This window comes from Haloimpatiens massiliensis (assembly GCF_900184255.1).
GTDB classification, from domain to species: Bacteria; Bacillota; Clostridia; order Clostridiales; family Clostridiaceae; genus Haloimpatiens; species Haloimpatiens massiliensis.
Genome location: NZ_LT854637.1, coordinates 193,546 through 212,925, shown reverse-complemented (window position 1 = coordinate 212,925; position 19,380 = coordinate 193,546). Strand labels below are relative to the sequence as shown.

The window sequence follows — 19,380 nt, the reverse complement described above, 5'->3', positions numbered from 1 at the left end:
CCCTCCTAATCCCTAAGTTTCTTGCCTGTAAGTGTTAAAAACACCTCTTCAAGAGTAGGCTCTTCGAAGTTTATTCCCTTTATCTTTATTCCATGATTCTCTATTAATTTAAGCAATGCATTTAAATCAAAATCTCTTTCTTCTACCAAAAGCTTAATTACCTCTCCATCTTCACTGCACTCTCTAACTCCTTTTAAATCCTTAAATTTGATTAACATTTCTCCCTTATATTCTTCCAATCGTAAAATAACCTTATTTTTATCACTAACCATAGACTTTACGGAACTTTTACTTCCATAAGCCACTTCTCTGCCTAAATCCATTATGAATAACTTATTACATAAATAATCTACTTCCTCCATATAATGTGATGTGTATATAATTGTAGTTTTCCTCTCCTTATTTATCTTCTTAGTAAATTCAAAAATATGATTTCTAGACTGAGCATCTATACCTACTGTAGGCTCGTCCATTATTAGAAGTCTTGGGTAATGCATAATAGCTGCAGCTATATTTAATCTTCTTTTCATTCCCCCTGAAAACTTCTTTACTTTATCTTTTCTATGGTCTTTTGTACCTGTTATTTCTAACGCTTCATCTATTCTCTCTTTTAATAACCTTCCCCTAAGTCCATACAGACTTCCAAAGAACTCCAAATTATCATATGCTGTTACAGTTTCCATTAGTGCAACTTCCTGCGGAACCAATCCTATAAACTCCTTTGCCTTTATTTCATCGTCCCTTATAGAATGTCCACCTATACTTATATCACCAGAACTGCTTTTCAAAAGTCCAGTTATTATATTTATAAGAGTAGATTTTCCTGCTCCATTAGGACCTAGAAGTCCGAAAAATTCTCCTTCCTCAACCCTAAAATTTATATTATCTAAAACTATCTTGTCATCAAAACGCTTGGTTACATTTTTCACTTCCAGTATACTCATTTTACCCCTCCATTTTATTAGTTATAATGAATACATTTCATTTATTTCAATGTACCTTATATCCTTAATTGCTCATTGGTACATTGAACATTAATTATCCACACATTTACAGTTTTCAACTGTTTATTATGAACTTTTATATTGTAAATTTTCATATCATAATTCTATTCCATTGTACCTTTTTGTAGTTTAATTATATAATAGATAATTATTATAAATTTTACTATTATCCTAAGTAATTAAATAAGGTGACTTAAGTCATTTCTCAAGTCACCTTATTTCTATTTTACTATTCCATTTTTAAATGCAAAAATAGCTATCTGAGTTCTATCCCTTAAATTTAATTTTGAAAGTATATTTGTTACATTATTTTTTATAGTACCTTCTGAAAGATACAATTTTTCACTTATTTCTTTATTTGAAAGGCCACTAGCTATTTCCTTTATTATATTAATTTCCTTTTCTGAAAGGCTGAAATCCTGTGCTACCTCCCTAGAACTACAAATTTCCTCTACTCCACTACATATTATTTTATTAGCCACATCTGGATGAACTACCACATTTCCCTTAATGCAGGCTTTTATTCCCCCATATATTAAATCATACGAACTATCTTTTAAAAGATATCCGCTAGCCCCAAACTTCAACGCCTCATGTATATATTCTGTATCATTAAAAGTGGTTAAAACCAAAACCTTTATATCCTGAAATTCTTCTTTTATTATTCTAGTTCCTAAAACCCCGTCACATTTAGGCATTCTTATGTCTATAAGTACCACTTGTATTTTTTCTCTCCTACAAAGTTCTAAGGCATCTTGTCCATTTTCACAAAGACCAACTACTTCTATATCTTCATAAGTAGAGAGTATTATCTTTAAACCCTCTCTTATTAACTTTTCATCATCTACTATAGCGATTCTTATTTTTTCCATACTACTCCTCCCACTTATAGACAAATTTCTAAGTTTTCCCCTTAATCCTTGCTATATCTAAAACTTAAAAATTGTTGTTCAACAACCCAACTACCATTAACTCTTTGGAGTATTACAGTAGGTATCTGCTTGATATAGCACAACCTTTAAAAGAAATCCCTCACCTTTTTTACTATTGTATGACACGTTTCCGCCTAATTCTCCTACTCTTTCCCATATACTTTTAAGTCCAACTCCTTTTTCTATATACTCTGCCCCAACGCCATTGTCCTGCAAAGTTATAACCAAGCTTTCTAGATTAAAATTCATAAATATATTAACCTTGGTTGCCTTTCCATGACGCAAGGAATTAGAAAGAAATTCTTGGACTATTCTATATATGACAAAACATTTATCAGAATTTAAGCTCCACTTATCTTTAGTAAATCCTAACTTCACTTCTATACCTGTGAGTTTTTGAAAATTTTTAATCAGTGCCTCTACTGCTAATATGCCTTCATATTTATCAAATTCTATTGGCTTTAACTCTCTAACTGCCATCCTAACTTCTTGAAGGCTGTTTTTTGCAAATTCGCCTAAGTTTTTAGCCATTAAAGCTGCTGCCATTGCATCCTTTTGGGCTATTTTTTCTATAGCACCCAGTTGTATTATCATAGTAGAAATACTATGACCTACACTATCATGTATCTCCCTAGATATTCTATTTCTTTCTCGAAGCACCGTTAACTCCTCTATAGATTTGGCATAACTTTCTAAATCACTATTAGCTTTTTTAAGTTTCTCTTCTGAAATTCTCAATTTGTCATATAAATTTTGTGCTTTCAACTTCCCATAATTTTCTTCTTTAATGTATCCAGCTAATATAGATAATGTTATTAATGCAGAACTTATAGATATCATCTCACTAAAATTTAAATAATACCCTGTTATAATCATCGTACTTATTGTTATACCACAGCTTATCCAAGATAAAATTTGACTTTTTATAAGTACAATACTATCTAAAGCAGCATTAAAAAAATAAAAGAATACCATGCCACCATAATTTCTATAACCAAAGTATGCCATACTACACTCTAATATTAAAGATATAAAAACAAACTTTTCCTTATGACTGAGTATAAAAAATCTAATTTGATTATTTATTGTAAATAAAAGAATTAAAATAACCGTATCTATTTTTACATTATTCTTTTGAAATCCTACAATTCCTGCTATTAAAAGTGCAATAGCAGCATATCTAACTATTAATAGTAATTTTTTTCTCTCCATTTTTACCTTCCAAACTTTCCTCTATAATTTTGAAACACATATTAATTTAATCATCTTTTTTAAAATATTTCTACAATTACTTAAAATAATTTCCAAATTAATTTAATAAAAAAACCAGAAACCCACATTACTTTGGTGAATTTCTGGTTTATATTAATAAATTATTTTATTTTATGAGCATCCCAAAATTTCAATGCAGCTTCAACGGATCTGTTCATCTCTTTCATAAAATTTGACCCAGATTTTCTTCCATAAATTAGCTGTCCAAAATTATCAGCATTAAATTTATTTCCCTTAACCACAAACTTTTCATTTTCTCTATACATTTCTTTAAATTCTTCTCTGTTTAATCTTTTATATTCCTCATCAAATACAATGTACTTTTTATCAAATCTTGGCTTTATTATTTTTTTAGCATCTTCTTCATAATAGCCTAATGCAAGCATGCATATAGGGAAAGTATAGTCTGGAAGATTTAATATCTCTCTATGCTTTTCATAGTTCTCCATAACATCTCCTATGTAGCAAGACCCTATACCCAAAGCTTCTGCAGTTATTACTGCATTCTGTGCTGCTATTAACGCATCAGAACAGCCTAGTAAAAAGTCTCCCTTTCCTGGCGCTGTATAGTCCATATTATTCTTATGGCAATATTCCTCTACTCCACTGGCCTCATAATAATCATACTGTCTTTGCAAATCTGCAAGAAATATAAGTACTACTGGTGCTGAAGCTATAAATGGCTGATTGTCACAAGTTTTGCTTAAAATCTCCTTTTTATCTTTATCCTTAATTGCAATTATAGAATAAAACATCATATTTCCAGCAGTAGGAGCTCTCATGGCACCCTCTAATACTTCATTTAAATGTTCTTCCCTTATTTCTTTTTTGTCATATTTTCTAAGAGATGTCCTGTTTTTTATTACACTTAAAACTTCATTCATAAATACACCCCCAATTTATTTAACTGTGCCTAAAATAAAAAAAGGCTCTAGAAAGTCACTAACTTTTCAGAAAACCTTATTTATATACATAACCATTTGATATACGTACTTTTACGAATATTTTCTATTATATTTTATAATCTAAGCGATAATGAATACTACATTATATAGTACATCTTGTAAATTATTTTAGGGTACTTACACCCAATGCTATATTATTTCATTTAAAATTTATATATATACTATATAAAAAAAACGTAAGGTTGTCAAGGAAATTTTAGAAATTTCTCAAAATAATGAGTTTTTTTATTTATATTTGTTTTTCCCCTATTCAACCACCCTATTACTTATTTCCATTTTAAACTGTATTCTAATATAATAGAATATACCTTGTTAAAACCCAACACTAAAATTCTCAGTTCCAAAAAAATTTTAGTAAATTGGAGCAACTAATAGTTGTATAAAATATAAACATGTGTAGACAATCAAAGTTAAATGTATATATTTTATTAAAAAGCTCCCTACATTCGTAAAGAGTGTAGAGTGGTGTTTAAAAAAACATCCAAAACTCCTTTAACTGCTGGAAGTCCCTAAAGCTACATTAACCACAACGTAAGAATGAAATAAGTCTAAACGTGAAGGTGACGAAAGTAGAAAAAATAATGTAGATAGTGCAAGGTTAAATCCTAAACACAGTGACAATGGGTAATCAGCAACCAAGTTCCGAAAAGGAAAAGGCTCAACGACTAGAGAGTAATCTCGTACCTTCAAGTGAGGGGAAATGGGGAGGGTCCTAAATAATTAGGATTGTGATATAGTCTGTGCTTATATGAAAGTATAAGAAGTTCATAAAAGAACTGCATAGGAGTAACGACCTTATGTGAACACTCTAAAAATATTACAAATGTGCATTAGATAATTGATAAAAACAACCGTATTTTAAAATTTTATAATTAATGATTAACCCACAATAAGGTACAATGTGGTGGAATTATGAAATTTCTCCTCCATGACTTGCATAAAAGCTCGGAACAATAAATTTAATTTAAGAAATTCTAATCTTTTATCCATATAAAATTATCTAGCGCTCACATTCAGCGTCCTGCTTCAGGTTCGCTAGTCTGGCGTCCTTGCCAGGCTTACGATAATTTTATCTGTCTAAAAGAAGAATTTCTAAAATTAAATTTAAACAGTTCCTTCGCTTCTTATGCAAGTCATTCCAGAGAAATTTCATAATTCAAATAATATAATGCTTTTTGTGGGTTAATCAATTTATTTATTTTCTAAATCTTTAACAATTAAGATATAAACGTAATTATTTACAAAATGTTGTTCTTTATTAAACTTTAATTTTCAATTGTTCATTAATTTCTTTTGGAGTAGTAACCTTAATTTAAAAAAATCACCTTATAAAATAAGTGCATTATTTTTATAATGTTGCAAATGAAAGGGCTAGGATGGGTATACTATATAATATAAAAGTATAGTATACAAGCGAGGTGAATAATAATGGGTACTATGATTAAAACAGTAAAACAATATTCTCATGAATTAGATGATAATACAATAAAAGAATTATCATTTATAGGAAGCAAATATAGAAATGTAAAGAATTATGTATATTCAAGATATAGCGGAATTAATAGTATCCCATTATTAAAAAAAGATAGACAAATAAGAGATGGGTGGGTAAAAACAGAATTTGCAGAACAATGGAAATTACCTGCGAGATATTGGAAATTAGCTTTAAGTGAAGCTTTGGGAAATATTAAAGCCAAGTGGACTAATATCAAGAATAGAGTTAAAGAGCAATGTAAAGCAAATAATAATTTATCAAATGAAGATAGGCATTATATTAATTATATTCTTAAATTCAATGATTATTATTATAAAGTATTAACGAATAAATCTTTTGAGATTCCTAAAATATTTAGACATAAAAACTTAAATTATAAATATCTTAATAGTCTTATTAAAAGATATACAAGAAGATATAAAGAAAAGATACCATATTCTAAAACCGGAAGAGCATTTTCTATTGATACAGGTTTATATAGGTATAAAGATGGAGGTATAAATATTACATCTACTAAGAAAGGCAAAAGAGATGGTGATGTGTTTACTTGTCCTAAATGTGGTGAAATTCATTCTGATACTAATGCAAGTAAAAATATATTAAAAAGAAAATATGATAAAGAAATTACGTTGTATACAAATTATAAAAAAGTTAAAGAGATTTTAGAAAATAGAGTTAGTTAATTTAAATTGATGTAAATGATATAACTATAAAAGAATATTTAATCACAAATGTATGTACCCTATGAAAATAGAGCATATATTTTATCAGAAATGAGGGTTAAATAATTCTTTCATTGTAAAATTTTAAAATACGGTTGTAGGATAGTAAATCATTTAAATTAAAAAATTTAAATGGTTTTACGAACTGGTACATCCAAGGCTTTAAGCCACCATAAGGTGTGATAAGTGCGAATTATCTAATATGAGTACATTTGTACATGTTTTTAGAACCAGGATAATGATATGCCTGCTTTTGAACATCCAGATTATAAAAATGAGTGTAAAAAACTAGATACAACTCTTAATTACTTAAAAAACTTTGATGAGATTATAAGTAAACAAAAGAAAAGAATTGATGAAGCTGTTGAATACAGCACAAGTCATTATAACTCAGACAATGCCGAGCAGTTCAATGAGCTTGTTATAAATGAAGCTCTTCAAGTTAGCATGAAGTCTAGACTTAAAAATATCAGTAGAAGTCTTTCTAAGCCTTATTTTGCTAGAGTAGATTTTACTGAAGAAGGTCTAGACAAAATAGGTAAATACTATATAGGTAAAATGTCTCTTCTCGATGAAAAAACCGGAGAATTTTTAATTGTAGATTGGCGGTCACCTGTGGCCAATCTTTACTATGAAGGCAGACTGGGAGAAGCTAGCTATATTTGTCCCGATGGTGACATACATGGAGATATATCTCTAAAAAGGCAATACACCATAGAAGATGCCTGCCTTAAAGAAATTTTTGATGTAGACATAACTACCAATGATGACTTTCTTCAAGCTGCGCTTGGCTCCAATAAAGATAATAGACTAAAAGATATTGTATCCACAATCCAATCAGAACAAAATCAGGTTATTAGAGCAGATATGTGGAAACCGCTTATAGTACAAGGGGCCGCTGGTGGTGGAAAAACTACTATAGCTTTACATAGGATTGCCTATCTTATGTATAACTATGAAAAAACATTAAAACCAGAAAACTTTATGATAATAGCTCCAAATAGATTTTTTTTAAGTTATATATCAGAGGTTCTACCAGAGCTTGGAGTAGAAAATGTAACACAAACCACTTTTGAAGACTTTGCTTTTAATGTAATAGGGAAAAACCTAGGCAAAAAACCTAGATTAAAGTCACCTCACGAAAAGCTATCTACCATAATAGAAAATTATTCAGACAAAAAATCTAAAGAAAACAATAATATTATTGAAGCCTCATGTTTTAAATCTTCATTAGAATTTAAAGAGCTTCTCAATAAATATTTAAAGTATATAGAATACCACTATATACCTAAGGAAGATTTCAAAGTACATGACTTTGTGCTTTTCACCTACAAAGAGATTCAAAAACTCTTCATAAAGGATTATAGCTATCTACCTTTTTCCAGGAGAATTAATGAAATAAAGAAAAGCATGATAAATAGGGTGAAATATCAAAGAGATAAAATATTAGATCGTGTAGATAAAGAATATGAATGGAAGCTAGACAAAGTTAGAGCTTCCATGGGTGATTGCCCTGAGAGAAGATCTCAAATAATTGAGATTATAGATGAACGAGATAATCTACTTTTAAATATCAAAAAAGGACTTAAAACTGTTATAAAGGATTATACTTCAAAAATTCCTAAAAGATCTGTATGGCAATACTATGAAAATTTCTTAATAAATTTATCTAAATTAAATACCGATGAATCAAGGTGGGAACTTATAGATTACATAAAAGATTACTCCCTTGAAAACTTAAAAAATAAGAATATAGAAGTGGAAGACTTATCACCGCTAATGTACATCTCCATGTCAGTATATGGTCTCAGTGAAAAAATAAATTTAAGGCACATTGTAATTGATGAAGCACAAGACTTTAGTTTATTTCAACTTTATGTACTTAAGAAAATAGTAAACAGCAGCTCCTTTACAATACTTGGAGACCTATGTCAAGGTATATACAGCTACAGAGGAATCCATGATTGGAATGATGTAGCAAAATATATATTTACAAATGACAATTCAAGCCATCTTTGCCTAGAGCAAAGTTACAGAACCACCATTGAAATAATGAATGCAGCCAGTGAAGTTATAGGAGGACTAAACGATCCTCGCCTTCCAAAGGCCAAGCCTGTAATACGTCATGGTGATGAGGTTAAGGTTTTTGAAAAGGATTCTCTTAAGAATATTGCTAAGGATATTGATGATAAAATAGAAAAAATGCTCCAAAGTGAATATAAATCCATGGCTATAATATGTAAAACATTAGATGAATGCACGAAACTAAAATCCCTATTAAAAGAAAAGAAAAAGGTTTCTGTAATAACCGGTAAGGAAAAGGACTATCCCGGCGGAATAGTATTAATTCCCTGCTATCTTGCAAAAGGCTTGGAATTTGATGTGGTTATAATTGCTAATGCCTCAAAGGATATGTACACAGAAAGTGAATTAGATGTAAAACTTCTTTACGTGGCCATGACCAGACCCCTACACGAACTTTATATTTATTCTCTTGGGGAAAAGACTAAAATACTGCCAATTTAAAAACAAAGACTATTACATTAAGTATCTTACATACAATATGGTTGTTCCATAGATTAAAGTACCGAACAACCTATTGTAGTATTTACTTTATAATGTACTAGCCTTTTATTATTCTAAATTTCCTCTTCCACATAAACATCCTTTTTACCAACAACAACTATCAATAATTTTTTCATATTATCCAAATTAAAAGTCTTTCTTAATTTATCGCTATTTTTATATTTACTAATTTGCTTTAATCCTTCTGATTTAATTTTATCAAATGCATTTCTATCTTTTTCCTTTATATACTTTAGTTCTATAAGCCATTCATAATTTATACTTTCTGCAAAAGCTTTATTCTTGGACAATAATATATCAATGAAGCCCTCTTCAACCTCATACTCGCTATTAGCAATATATATATTGTTCATAAAAATAGATAATATCAAAATTTTAATATGCTTTTCATCAAATTTAACTAAATCCCTATTAGAAAGACTTTCTAAACTTTTCTTTAGACATTGTATAAATTTATTGCAATTTCCCTTTACAGCCATTTCATTTATTGCGGCTTTAATTTTTTTATTATCTATATCTAGTTTATGTGTCTCCGCAAGTTTTAATTTAAAATACTCCCAATATATTTCCTTCATAGCTATATTAGGAATTACTAATGTAACATCCCCCAGAAAAGATTCTTTAATAGTTAACATTCCCATATAAAAAAGTAATGAAACAAAGTTTTCTTTTCTATCATACATATATTCTAAATTAAATCTTTGAACTAAAGTAGTTTCTATTTGACCTTCAGCTAAAATAGTTTCAATAGTTTCTTCGTCTTTAAAATTAAATGCTAATGTTTCTAATTTCTTATAATCTGTTTTTATATTTAAATCTAACATATTCTTTGGATACTTATTATATCTTACTAGATTATCAAAAAAGTATAGTACCATATTAGGATTAAAAAGACGTTGTTTACTATCTTCACTAAAAAGATATCCATTATAATATTGTTTCATATCATCAATTAAGATATCCCTGCTGAATATATTAAACAAACATAACCTTTCCATTAATGTCTCCAATTCAGGTAGAGTAAACCCCATCATTTCATTGTACATTTTTTCTAATGTAAGATTTTTAGTTATATTAAAACCACTAGTTAAATCATCTAATAATATTGGACTAACTCCCGTCATAAATATTCTATCTACAGTAGTTGTAGTTAGTGCCTTCAACGCTTTATAAAAAGTTCTTATATATCCTTGACTAGAAATTATATCATAATAAAGTTCTTCATTAGTTGTAATCAAATCATTAGCAAAGTTATCATACTCATCTATTAAAACAAATATTTTCTTACCTACATTAGAAGTCATTGACGCAGCAAAATTTATGGCCCCTATAGAATTGTTAAATTGAAGTTTATCATTTTTACAATCTAATATATTATAATATCTAATGAAAAAATCTTTTACTGATTCTATAACCCGCTCATCAAAACTCTCAATAAGCTCCTCTTTTCCCCCAAAAGTTTTTATGTTTGAAAAATCTAATTTTAAAATTAAATAAGAATTTCTTTTTTCTGTAGGATTACTCCCTATATATAAATTTCCAAATAACTCCTCAAACCTATCCTTTTGATTAATATCATAATAATTGCGAAGCATTGACAAAAATAAGCTCTTTCCAAATCTTCTAGGTCTAATAAAAAGTTCATATGATGCATCATTCTCTAACAATTCTATATATTTTGTTTTATCTACATATAAATAGTTTTCCGTTACTACTTTTTCAAAATCTGATTCTCCATATGGGATTTTAACATTCATTTAACTCACCCTTTTTATAATTATAACTTCATTTGTGACCCTTACTTACATTATACCAAATGCAATTAATATTTATCATACTTTTTTATTACCCATTGCCTATTCCACAACTCTTATAGTATAAATATTTTAAGTCATAAATCAATTAATGATACACGTTGTTATTACGCTACCACATCTTTTTTCACAAACACCACATGAGTTATTCCATAGCATACTCCAATCCACACTAAAAGAAGTATAACTGAGAATTTAAATGTTATAAAATCCACCGCCAAATTTTTATTTATACTCCCTTTTATAACGCCTAGACTAGCGTGATATGTCGGAAATAAGAACACTAGCAGTTTATCCAGTACCGTAGCAGGCTTTAATCGCTGTATATAGTAAGCCTTAATTTTCAAATTTATCATAGCATGAGTAAATGCTATAAAAATTAGTGATAGGCCCATAGAAACATTAGTGTTATCAATGATTGTAGCCATGAGAAAACAAAATGCTATGCTAGCAGTTACTCCTAAAACCTGTAGGATTAACATTTTCACAATGAAACTTCCTGCGGAAATCAAAACCCCACTGCCAGCATATGGGACCACTGCCCCCCTTTCCTGTGCAATATACGCGGCTTCTACAACTCTGTATTTTACATCTGTCAAAACTGGCAATGAAGCATCTCCAAATCCAAATATTAATCCCAGTAAGATGAAACTAATAAATTCCAATAATAAAATTATTAAATTTACAGTTACTACAGCCACTATAAACTTACTTAGTATTATCTTCCACCTTTTAATAGGTTTTGTAAGTAACATTTTTATGGTGGCAGGTTTATTTTCTCCTGAAACCACATGAGAGACCATTATCCCAACCATAACTAGGAGTCCAAATTGCCCTAAAACCCTCATTATATCCGAAAGCACATTAACTGCTGTTATCTACATGTACTATTATAAAAAAGCAGAAAATAAAAACTGAGACAATAAGAGCTAAACCTATGAGAAATTTCTTATTTCTTATAAATTTCTTAAACTCAATGCCTATAAGTGTAAACATAAAATTCTCCCAAATCAATATTTTAATAATATTAAACTACAATATCCTTTTTATTGAAGTAGTTAGTGGCTATAGCTATAAAAGCTACTCCATATAAAATACAAATTCCTACTCCCAATTTAATATTTATATTTGTAGCACTTAAATTTAAATTTATAACTCCCTCTATTAAAGAGTTTCCATCTCCATAGGTGGTGAATAAATATGGATATATTTTTGATAAGGACTCCTGCGGCAATATAAAGGTTGCCATATTTAAACAAAATATTATTATTGAACTTACCATTAAACTTGCCACATTGTTTTTAAATAATGTAGATATTAATATTCCAAAGCTACAATATATGAAAATACACATAAGCTGCAAAATAAGTAACTGAATAAGGTATTTATATACTGGATTTATATAAGAACTACCCACAATAGCTGTAACCCTTTCTAATTCATCCACATGATATTTCGTTCCAATAACTACTGGATAGGATGGATTTCCCCCATTAAATACTAATCCTATAATTACAAACATGAAAAATTCAATAATAAAAACCGTTAGGGTAGAAACTAAAAACCCACTTAAAAATTTTGTTATTATAAATCTCACTCTTCCTATGGGTTTTGTTATAGCTAATTTTATGGTGGAATACTGCATCTCAGAGCTTACACTGTCGTAAGTTAATATTATTATTAAAAGTGGTAGAAAAATCACATTAATAAATCCCATAAGGTCTTTCATGGCTCTAAAGGAATAAATTTTGTATAAGGGCTGAGGCTCCATATTCTCCTTAAGTAAATGCTCATTTAGAAGAATCTCTCCGTTTATCCTCTCAACTTCGTTATAATCCATAGCTATTTTGTATTCTTCTCTTTCCTTCTTTAATGCTTTATTTTTGTTTTTAAGCTTTTCTTTCCAATTGTAGTTAGGTTTTTTTATCTCCTCTGAAAGTTCCTTATTTTCTCTTTCCAAGCTCTTTATCTTAAGTTTATAGGTTTTTATTTCCTCCTCTTTAATTCCATCCTCCTTTAATTTTGCCTTATACTCCACTAGAAGCTTTTCGTTGTTCTTAATTTTTATCTGAGGTCTTTCACTTTTCGCATCCCCATATAACCCATAGGTTTTAAAGATAAATAAAACTAACAGTCCTATAATAAAGATTAAATATTTCTTATTCTTTAGGATTTTATAAACCTCTACCTTAAAAAAATCCAAGTTATTTGCCCCCTTTTGCTATTTCCATAAATCTATTTTCTAGATTTCCATGTGCTCTATTAATGTCCAATATCTCAATGCCTCTAGTGGATAGAACAGTAATGAGCATGGAATAGCAGTCCTTGTCAGTAGTTAATATTAATTTATCCTCCAGTGTCTCAATATTTTTAACAAAGCTATTGTCTTGCAGAATATTCTTAACCCTTTCTATATCCTCATGCCTTACCTTAAGCTGAATTTTTTCCTTATCTTTTAAGTGAAGGTTATTTGTAAGTTCTACAGATTTGATCACTCCATAATCAATAAATGCCACCTTATCACAAAGCTGCTCTATTTCCCCTAAAATATGTGAAGATATAAATACTGCAGTGTTATTTTCCTTAACTAGATTTCTAACTATGTTTCTAAAATCCACAATTCCAATGGGGTCAAGTCCATTAGTAGGCTCATCTAATATTAAAAGCTTTGGATTAGGTAAAAGCGCTTGCCCAAGTCCTAAACGCTGCTTCATTCCAAGAGAATATTTTTTAACCTTGTCATCTATTCTATCCTTTAGACCTATTATCTCTATAACTTCATCTATTCTCTCTTTCTTCACGTTACCATAAAGCTTTGCAAACATATTTAAGTTTTCCCTTCCAGTAAAATCTAAGTACATATCTGGATTTTCCACAATACACCCTACAGAACTAATAGCCTTTACAAAATCCTTTTGCACATCATATCCATTTATATAAATATTTCCAGATGTAGGCTTAATAAGTCCCACTATCATCCTTATGGTTGTGGTTTTTCCCGCTCCGTTAGCTCCAAGAAATCCGTATATCTCCCCTTCCTTTACATCAAAGCTTATGCCCTTTATTATCTCCGTTTTTCCAAATGATTTGTGAACATCTTTAAGTTCTAGTACCGCGCTCATAAAACTGCCCCCTTCTTTCTTGAATCTTTTTATATATTTTACCATTAAAGTAATACAACTTCAAAATAATAAACATTTTCAAATAAAATCTCAATATATAACTATAAATATTAAATACACATTAAAAAAAGAGAGTGCAAAGGCAACAACCCTTCACACTCCCTACTTTTATTCTACTCCTCTTATGGAATCCACTATACTATCAGAATATACTTTTCTTGAAGCATTTATGGCTGCAAGAAGGCATATAACTAACACTGCAAGAGATGTACATAATACATTCCATATAGATATTGTCCATTCCATGCCTGCCATTAATACTTTTCTAGTTGCCACGTAAAATAAATAAGTGAATAGGATTCCTAAAGATACTCCCCAAATGGTTGAATATATGCCATAAATTAGCCCCTCATTTCGTATCATAGAGTTCACCTCATCCTTTGCCATTCCTATAGCCCTTAGCATTCCAAATTCTTTTTTCCTAAGCATTACATTCATACTCATTATATTAAATATGTTTATAATACTTACAAGTGCTACAATAAATATAATTGAATATAATATTACAGCAGTTTTAATACGAGATTTTTTTATTTTTTCAAGTTCTTCCTTATAGGAAGTTAAAGATACTCCTCTTGAATTCTTTACTATATCCTTTAACTTGTTTTCCACATAACCATAATCTCCGTGCTTATCTAAGCTTATCCTTACTCTTTGGTAGCCTGGAATATTAAAATTTTCTTCAAGTAATTCATTATCCATGATTATAGTAGTAGTTATAGCACCATCTTGTGGTACAATTGCATCATCTTTAAGTATACCTCCAACTATAAATTTTTGTTCATTCATATATATAGGTACTTTATTTTCATATATTTGTATTTTCATCTCTACGGCATCTCCAACTTTAAAAGTAGTAACATTATTATTATTTAAGTTTTGAGCTAATAAAACCATAGGTTTTTTTTTCAAATTATCAAAATCTACATTTCCTTCTTCTATGCTGTTTTTAAATTTTTCTAAAACCTCTCTATCATACCCTTGTACTTCACACTTAAAGGTATAAATATTCTTATTTAAATTTTCTTTTACATATGAGAATTGTTTACTCCATTTTTTTAGAAGTTTGATTCCCTCTTCAGTAATCTTATTTGATGGTACTATCATAAAATTACTAGTTTCTTTAGATTTTACTACGTTTTTTACTCCTTTTAATTTTTCTATATCTCTTACATATTTCTCCTCTATTGAAGCTCCTTGAAATGAATCATTACAAGCTATAACAAAATCTCCACCCATCTTTTTCTTTAAAGTGCTTGCTGGATCCGAACAATTTATTATATAATTTACCAACATAAAAAGTATTATACTTATACTCAAAGAAACTACAGTAGATATAAACTTTTTTCTATTCCTGTTGATATTAATTCTAGACATATCTCTTGTGAATTTGCTTTTTTCTTTAAGAATAGAGTTTTTTTCCTTTAACCTATTACCTTTAAGCTTAAAATTCCCATTAGAGTTTACAGCTTCTATAGGAGAAACTTTAGAAGCTTTCTTAGCAGAAAAATATGTTCCCAAAAATATTGATATAAAACCAAAAATAAAAGATAGGATAATCGCCTCCTTGGGTATTCTAAATAAATATTTAAAATAATTATTACCAGAAAATAACGTCATAGCTCCTTTAGAAACAAAATTTCCAATAAAAATACTTAAAGGTATAAATATTAATCCTAGTAAAAATCCCTCTCCCATAACTAATTTTATTATGTGTGAACTGGAAGCCCCTATAGCCCTAAGCATCCCAAATTCCTTATTTCTCTGAAGAATAGACGTATTAAATATATTACAAATTAGTATGCTAGATATGATAGATACTATAGTATATAAAACTATACTTATAAATTTTAATATTTTAATATCTTTCATCATAAATTGTTTAATACTATCTATAACAATAGCAATTTTTTCTAGATCCGCCTGTAAAGATAATTTATCAAAACCCTTTTGCTGTTCTATATTTTCTTTAAACTTTACATAAGTAGTAAAATTTCTAAATTTATTTGGTACCTTATCTAAGGCAAAATCTTTACAGACATACGCTTTAGCAGTATTTTTCAATGTGTTATGATTAAATGTGTGATCAAAAGTTCCAACTAGCACAAATTCATTATTTAATTCCAGCTGTTCCTTGCCCTCACCTAATCTAAAGTTTAATTTTATATTATCACCTATTTCAAGATTAGGATTAATTTTTTTAACTACCCAATTTTCTAAAGCTATTTCATTAGGTTTTTCTGGATAACGTCCTTTTAATAATTTAAAATTAAATAAATCTATAGCTTTTTTATCATAACCATTAATATCAATAGAATACTGTGAATCTTTTATTTTACTGTTTCCCATAGAAACAAATGTGGTTGAATTTTCAATAATACTACTATTATTTTTGCACAATTCTTCTGCTTCTTTTTTGTATTGATTTTTTTAATCCATAATTACATCATATGCTCCGCCCCTATCATCAATTAAACGAGCCTTTGTATTCTCCTTTAAAGTAGAAAGCATTACACTTAATGAAGTTATTAAAGTTATGGATATTACTATACTCATTGCTACAAAAAAATTTCTTTTCTTATTTTTAACTAAATATTTCGGTATTAGCCCCCAAAAGCTTTTCATATTGACCCCTTCTTTCTTGAATCCTTTATATATTTTACCATTAAAGTAATATAACTTCAAAACAATAAACATTTTCAAATAAAATCTCAATATATAACTATAAATATTAAACACACCTAAAAAAGAAGTGCAAAGGCAATAACCCTTCACACTCCTTATTTGTCTACTCTATAATTCTTATGGATTTTACTATCATTTGATTGCTACTCCTGTATCCTTATGGAATCAATAATACTAGAAGAAAATACTCTTCTAGATGCATTGATCGAAGCTAATATACAGACTCCAACAGTAACTAAAATCACAAGCACTATGGTACCTATAGGAAAACTCCAAGTCATTCCATCTGTAAGACTTTTTCTAGAAATTAAAAAAACTATATAGGTAAAAATTGTTCCTGTTATCCCTCCCCAAAATGCAGAGGATATACCATAAAATATTCCCTCAGCTCTTATCATCTTTTTAACTTCATCTTTTCCAAGCCCTATTGCCCTCATCATTCCTATTTCTCTCTTTCTCAATAACACATTCATACTCATAATATTTACTAAATTAATAATACTAACTATAGCCACCACTCCTACAAAGCTGTACATTATAAGCGAAAACTTTAAATCATTTTTCTTAGCCTCTTCTACTTCTTCTTTATATGATGTTAAATTAACCCCCCTATTGCTCCTATATTTATTTTTCAACTTTTTTTCTACTTCCTCATAATTTGCATCTTTACCTAATGTTATCTTTACCTTCTGATACCCCTTAATTTTAAAATATTTTTCAAAAGCCTTTTCACTGACAATCACCACATTTTTAATTTGCGAATCTTCTGGCATATAATCTTCTTTTAATATGGCCGCAATAGTAAAAGTCTCACTTTTCCTTTCAGTACGATCCTTTTCATTATCATATACATGGCAACTTAACTCTATATGGTCTCCTATATTTAATTTTGTACAATTACTATAATTTAAATTTTGTGCCAAAATAACCATAGGTTTCTCTTGAAGTTCCTTTTCATTAATTTTACCCTCTATTAGCTGCTCCTTTGTCTTCTTTAATCCTTCCTCAGTTAACCCTTTTACTTCTGTTTTAAACTTATACCTTTGATTTTTAAAATCATCTTGGGTTGCTGAATTTAAATTGCTTTCTTTTGAAAGAACTTTAATTCCTTCCTCCGTTACCGTATCTTTGGAAACTTGCATTGAAACACATGACATCTTTTCCTTACTTATTTTATTTACACCTTTTATATTTTCAATATACTCTATATCCTCATGAGATAATGCATAATCTGGTTTATCGGTAGGCGTGGATATTACAAAGTCACCTCCCATTTTGCTTTTAATATTCTTTATAGGATCAGAACTATTTATTAAATAAGTTACAGCCATAAACATTATTATACTTATACTAAGTGAAATTACAGTAGTTATAAATTTCTTTTTATTTCTATTTAAATTCAAACGTGCCATATTTGATGCAAATCCAAATTTTTTACTTATCACACTGCTATCCTGTAAATTACTTTTTATTTTTTTACCCTTTAATTTCAAGTTATTATTTGAATTAATTGCTTCCATAGGGGATATTTTAGATGCTTTTTTAGCTGGAAAATAGCTTCCTAAAATAATAGAGAAAAATCCAACTATAAAAGAAGCTATAATGCCACTTTTGGGAATGTTCATAATTCCCCCCACATCTTTATAACCTGCTATTAATTTAGTAATTCCTTGAATTGTAAAATTTCCTATGATAATTCCTAAAGGAATAAATATACATCCTAAAATAAACCCTTCACCTAGCACAAGTATTTTTATTTTGCTTGGCGAAGCACCTATAGCCCTTAACATTCCAAAATCCCTAGTTCTTTCTGTTATGGACATATTAAATATATTATAAATTATTACACTAGCCACAATACTTATTATTATATAAAGAATAACGCTTATAAAATCAATACCTTTATAAGCTTTAAGTAAAAATGTTTTTGCAGTATTTATGCGGAATTCTATATTTTTATAATCATCATTAAATGCCAGTGAATTACAACTTTTTTCAATAGACTCCTCTGAATTTACATTTAAATACCCTTCATATAAATGTCCTTCATGTAAGATTTCTTTTGGAGGACTTATGCTTTCAACGTAACTTCTAGGAACATATGCAATTGCAGTGTTTTTCAATTGATTGGTATTAAATTTATAATCAAAAATTCCTGAAATTGTAAATTCTTTTTCTATATTAAATTTTTTAAATCTGCCTACAGTTAAGTTTAGCTTAATTTTATCTCCCACTTTATACTTTTTATGCATAGCACTTAAAGCCCAAGCTTCTATGGCTATTTCATTATCTTTTTTAGGGTATTTTCCTTCAAGTAGCTTAAAATTAAGAAATTCTCCTATGTTGTCATCATAGCCATTTACCCTTAAAACGTATTTGGAATTAGGTACCTTATACTCTCCTAATTTACATGATATAGACACTTTGTCTACAAGTGGATCTTTCACTAATTTATTCAGACTTTTCTTATCTTCCGTAAAAAAGAAATTATCATATACACCACCGAAATCATCTATCATTTGCTTATATGATGATTCTTTTAAGTTTTTAATCATTATGCTCAAAGATACGATTAGAGAAATAGACAGCATTATGCCTACTGCCACAAAGAAATTTCTTTTCTTGTTTTTAACTAAATATTTCGGTATTAGTCCCCAGAAACTCTTCATATAGCCCCCCTCTTTCTTAAACTCTTTTATATATTTTAACATTATAGTAATATA

13 protein-coding genes are annotated in these 19,380 nt (G+C 29.0%); 2 read left to right on the top strand and 11 right to left on the bottom strand.

What is annotated here, in order from left to right; all coding sequences use genetic code 11:
• Positions 1-5: 5 nt before the first annotated feature.
• The 4 genes from C1715_RS04160 to C1715_RS04145 form a co-directional block, all read right to left on the bottom strand.
• Complete coding sequence (locus C1715_RS04160) at positions 6-944, bottom strand: ABC transporter ATP-binding protein (RefSeq protein ID WP_102399390.1); 939 nt, start codon at positions 942-944, stop codon at positions 6-8.
• 281 nt (positions 945-1,225) lie between these two features.
• Entirely contained in the window at positions 1,226-1,876 is a 651-nt protein-coding gene (locus tag C1715_RS04155; protein WP_102399389.1) for a response regulator transcription factor, read from the bottom strand.
• 96 nt (positions 1,877-1,972) lie between these two features.
• Positions 1,973-3,148, bottom strand: a complete 1,176-nt coding sequence (locus C1715_RS04150) for a sensor histidine kinase (RefSeq protein ID WP_102399388.1) — start codon at positions 3,146-3,148, stop codon at positions 1,973-1,975.
• A 161-nt stretch (positions 3,149-3,309) separates the two neighbouring features.
• The gene (locus C1715_RS04145) at positions 3,310-4,092 is read right to left on the bottom strand and encodes a nitroreductase family protein (protein WP_102399387.1); all 783 of its coding nucleotides are present in this window, start codon (positions 4,090-4,092) and stop codon (positions 3,310-3,312) included.
• A 1,509-nt stretch (positions 4,093-5,601) separates the two neighbouring features.
• Here C1715_RS04145 and C1715_RS04140 point away from each other — a divergent pair.
• On the top strand, positions 5,602-6,351 hold the full coding sequence (locus C1715_RS04140; protein ID WP_102399386.1) for a hypothetical protein: 750 nt from the start codon (positions 5,602-5,604) through the stop codon (positions 6,349-6,351).
• 282 nt (positions 6,352-6,633) lie between these two features.
• On the top strand, positions 6,634-8,916 hold the full coding sequence (gene helD / locus C1715_RS04135) for an RNA polymerase recycling motor HelD (RefSeq protein ID WP_102399385.1): 2,283 nt from the start codon (positions 6,634-6,636) through the stop codon (positions 8,914-8,916).
• Positions 8,917-9,029: 113 nt separating this feature from the next.
• Here helD and C1715_RS04130 read toward each other — a convergent pair whose 3' ends face one another.
• The 7 genes from C1715_RS04130 to C1715_RS04100 form a co-directional block, all read right to left on the bottom strand.
• Entirely contained in the window at positions 9,030-10,733 is a 1,704-nt protein-coding gene (locus C1715_RS04130; protein WP_102399384.1) for an AAA family ATPase, read from the bottom strand.
• A 164-nt stretch (positions 10,734-10,897) separates the two neighbouring features.
• Positions 10,898-11,638 carry an ABC transporter permease subunit gene (locus tag C1715_RS04125; RefSeq protein ID WP_138203589.1) on the bottom strand — a complete coding sequence of 247 codons (741 nt, stop codon included), beginning with the start codon at positions 11,636-11,638 and terminating at the stop codon, positions 10,898-10,900.
• 179 nt (positions 11,639-11,817) lie between these two features.
• A complete protein-coding gene (locus C1715_RS04120) occupies positions 11,818-12,993 on the bottom strand; it encodes an ABC transporter permease (RefSeq protein ID WP_102399382.1) in 1,176 nt (391 codons plus the stop codon).
• 1 nt (position 12,994) lies between these two features.
• A complete protein-coding gene (locus C1715_RS04115) occupies positions 12,995-13,912 on the bottom strand; it encodes an ABC transporter ATP-binding protein (protein WP_102399381.1) in 918 nt (305 codons plus the stop codon).
• Positions 13,913-14,080: 168 nt separating this feature from the next.
• Complete coding sequence (locus C1715_RS04110; RefSeq protein ID WP_102399380.1) at positions 14,081-16,372, bottom strand: ABC transporter permease; 2,292 nt, start codon at positions 16,370-16,372, stop codon at positions 14,081-14,083.
• A gap of 30 nt (positions 16,373-16,402) precedes the next feature.
• Positions 16,403-16,597, bottom strand: a complete 195-nt coding sequence (locus tag C1715_RS04105) for a hypothetical protein (protein ID WP_102399379.1) — start codon at positions 16,595-16,597, stop codon at positions 16,403-16,405.
• A 203-nt stretch (positions 16,598-16,800) separates the two neighbouring features.
• Positions 16,801-19,326 carry an ABC transporter permease gene (locus tag C1715_RS04100; protein ID WP_180963985.1) on the bottom strand — a complete coding sequence of 842 codons (2,526 nt, stop codon included), beginning with the start codon at positions 19,324-19,326 and terminating at the stop codon, positions 16,801-16,803.
• Positions 19,327-19,380: the final 54 nt, after the last annotated feature.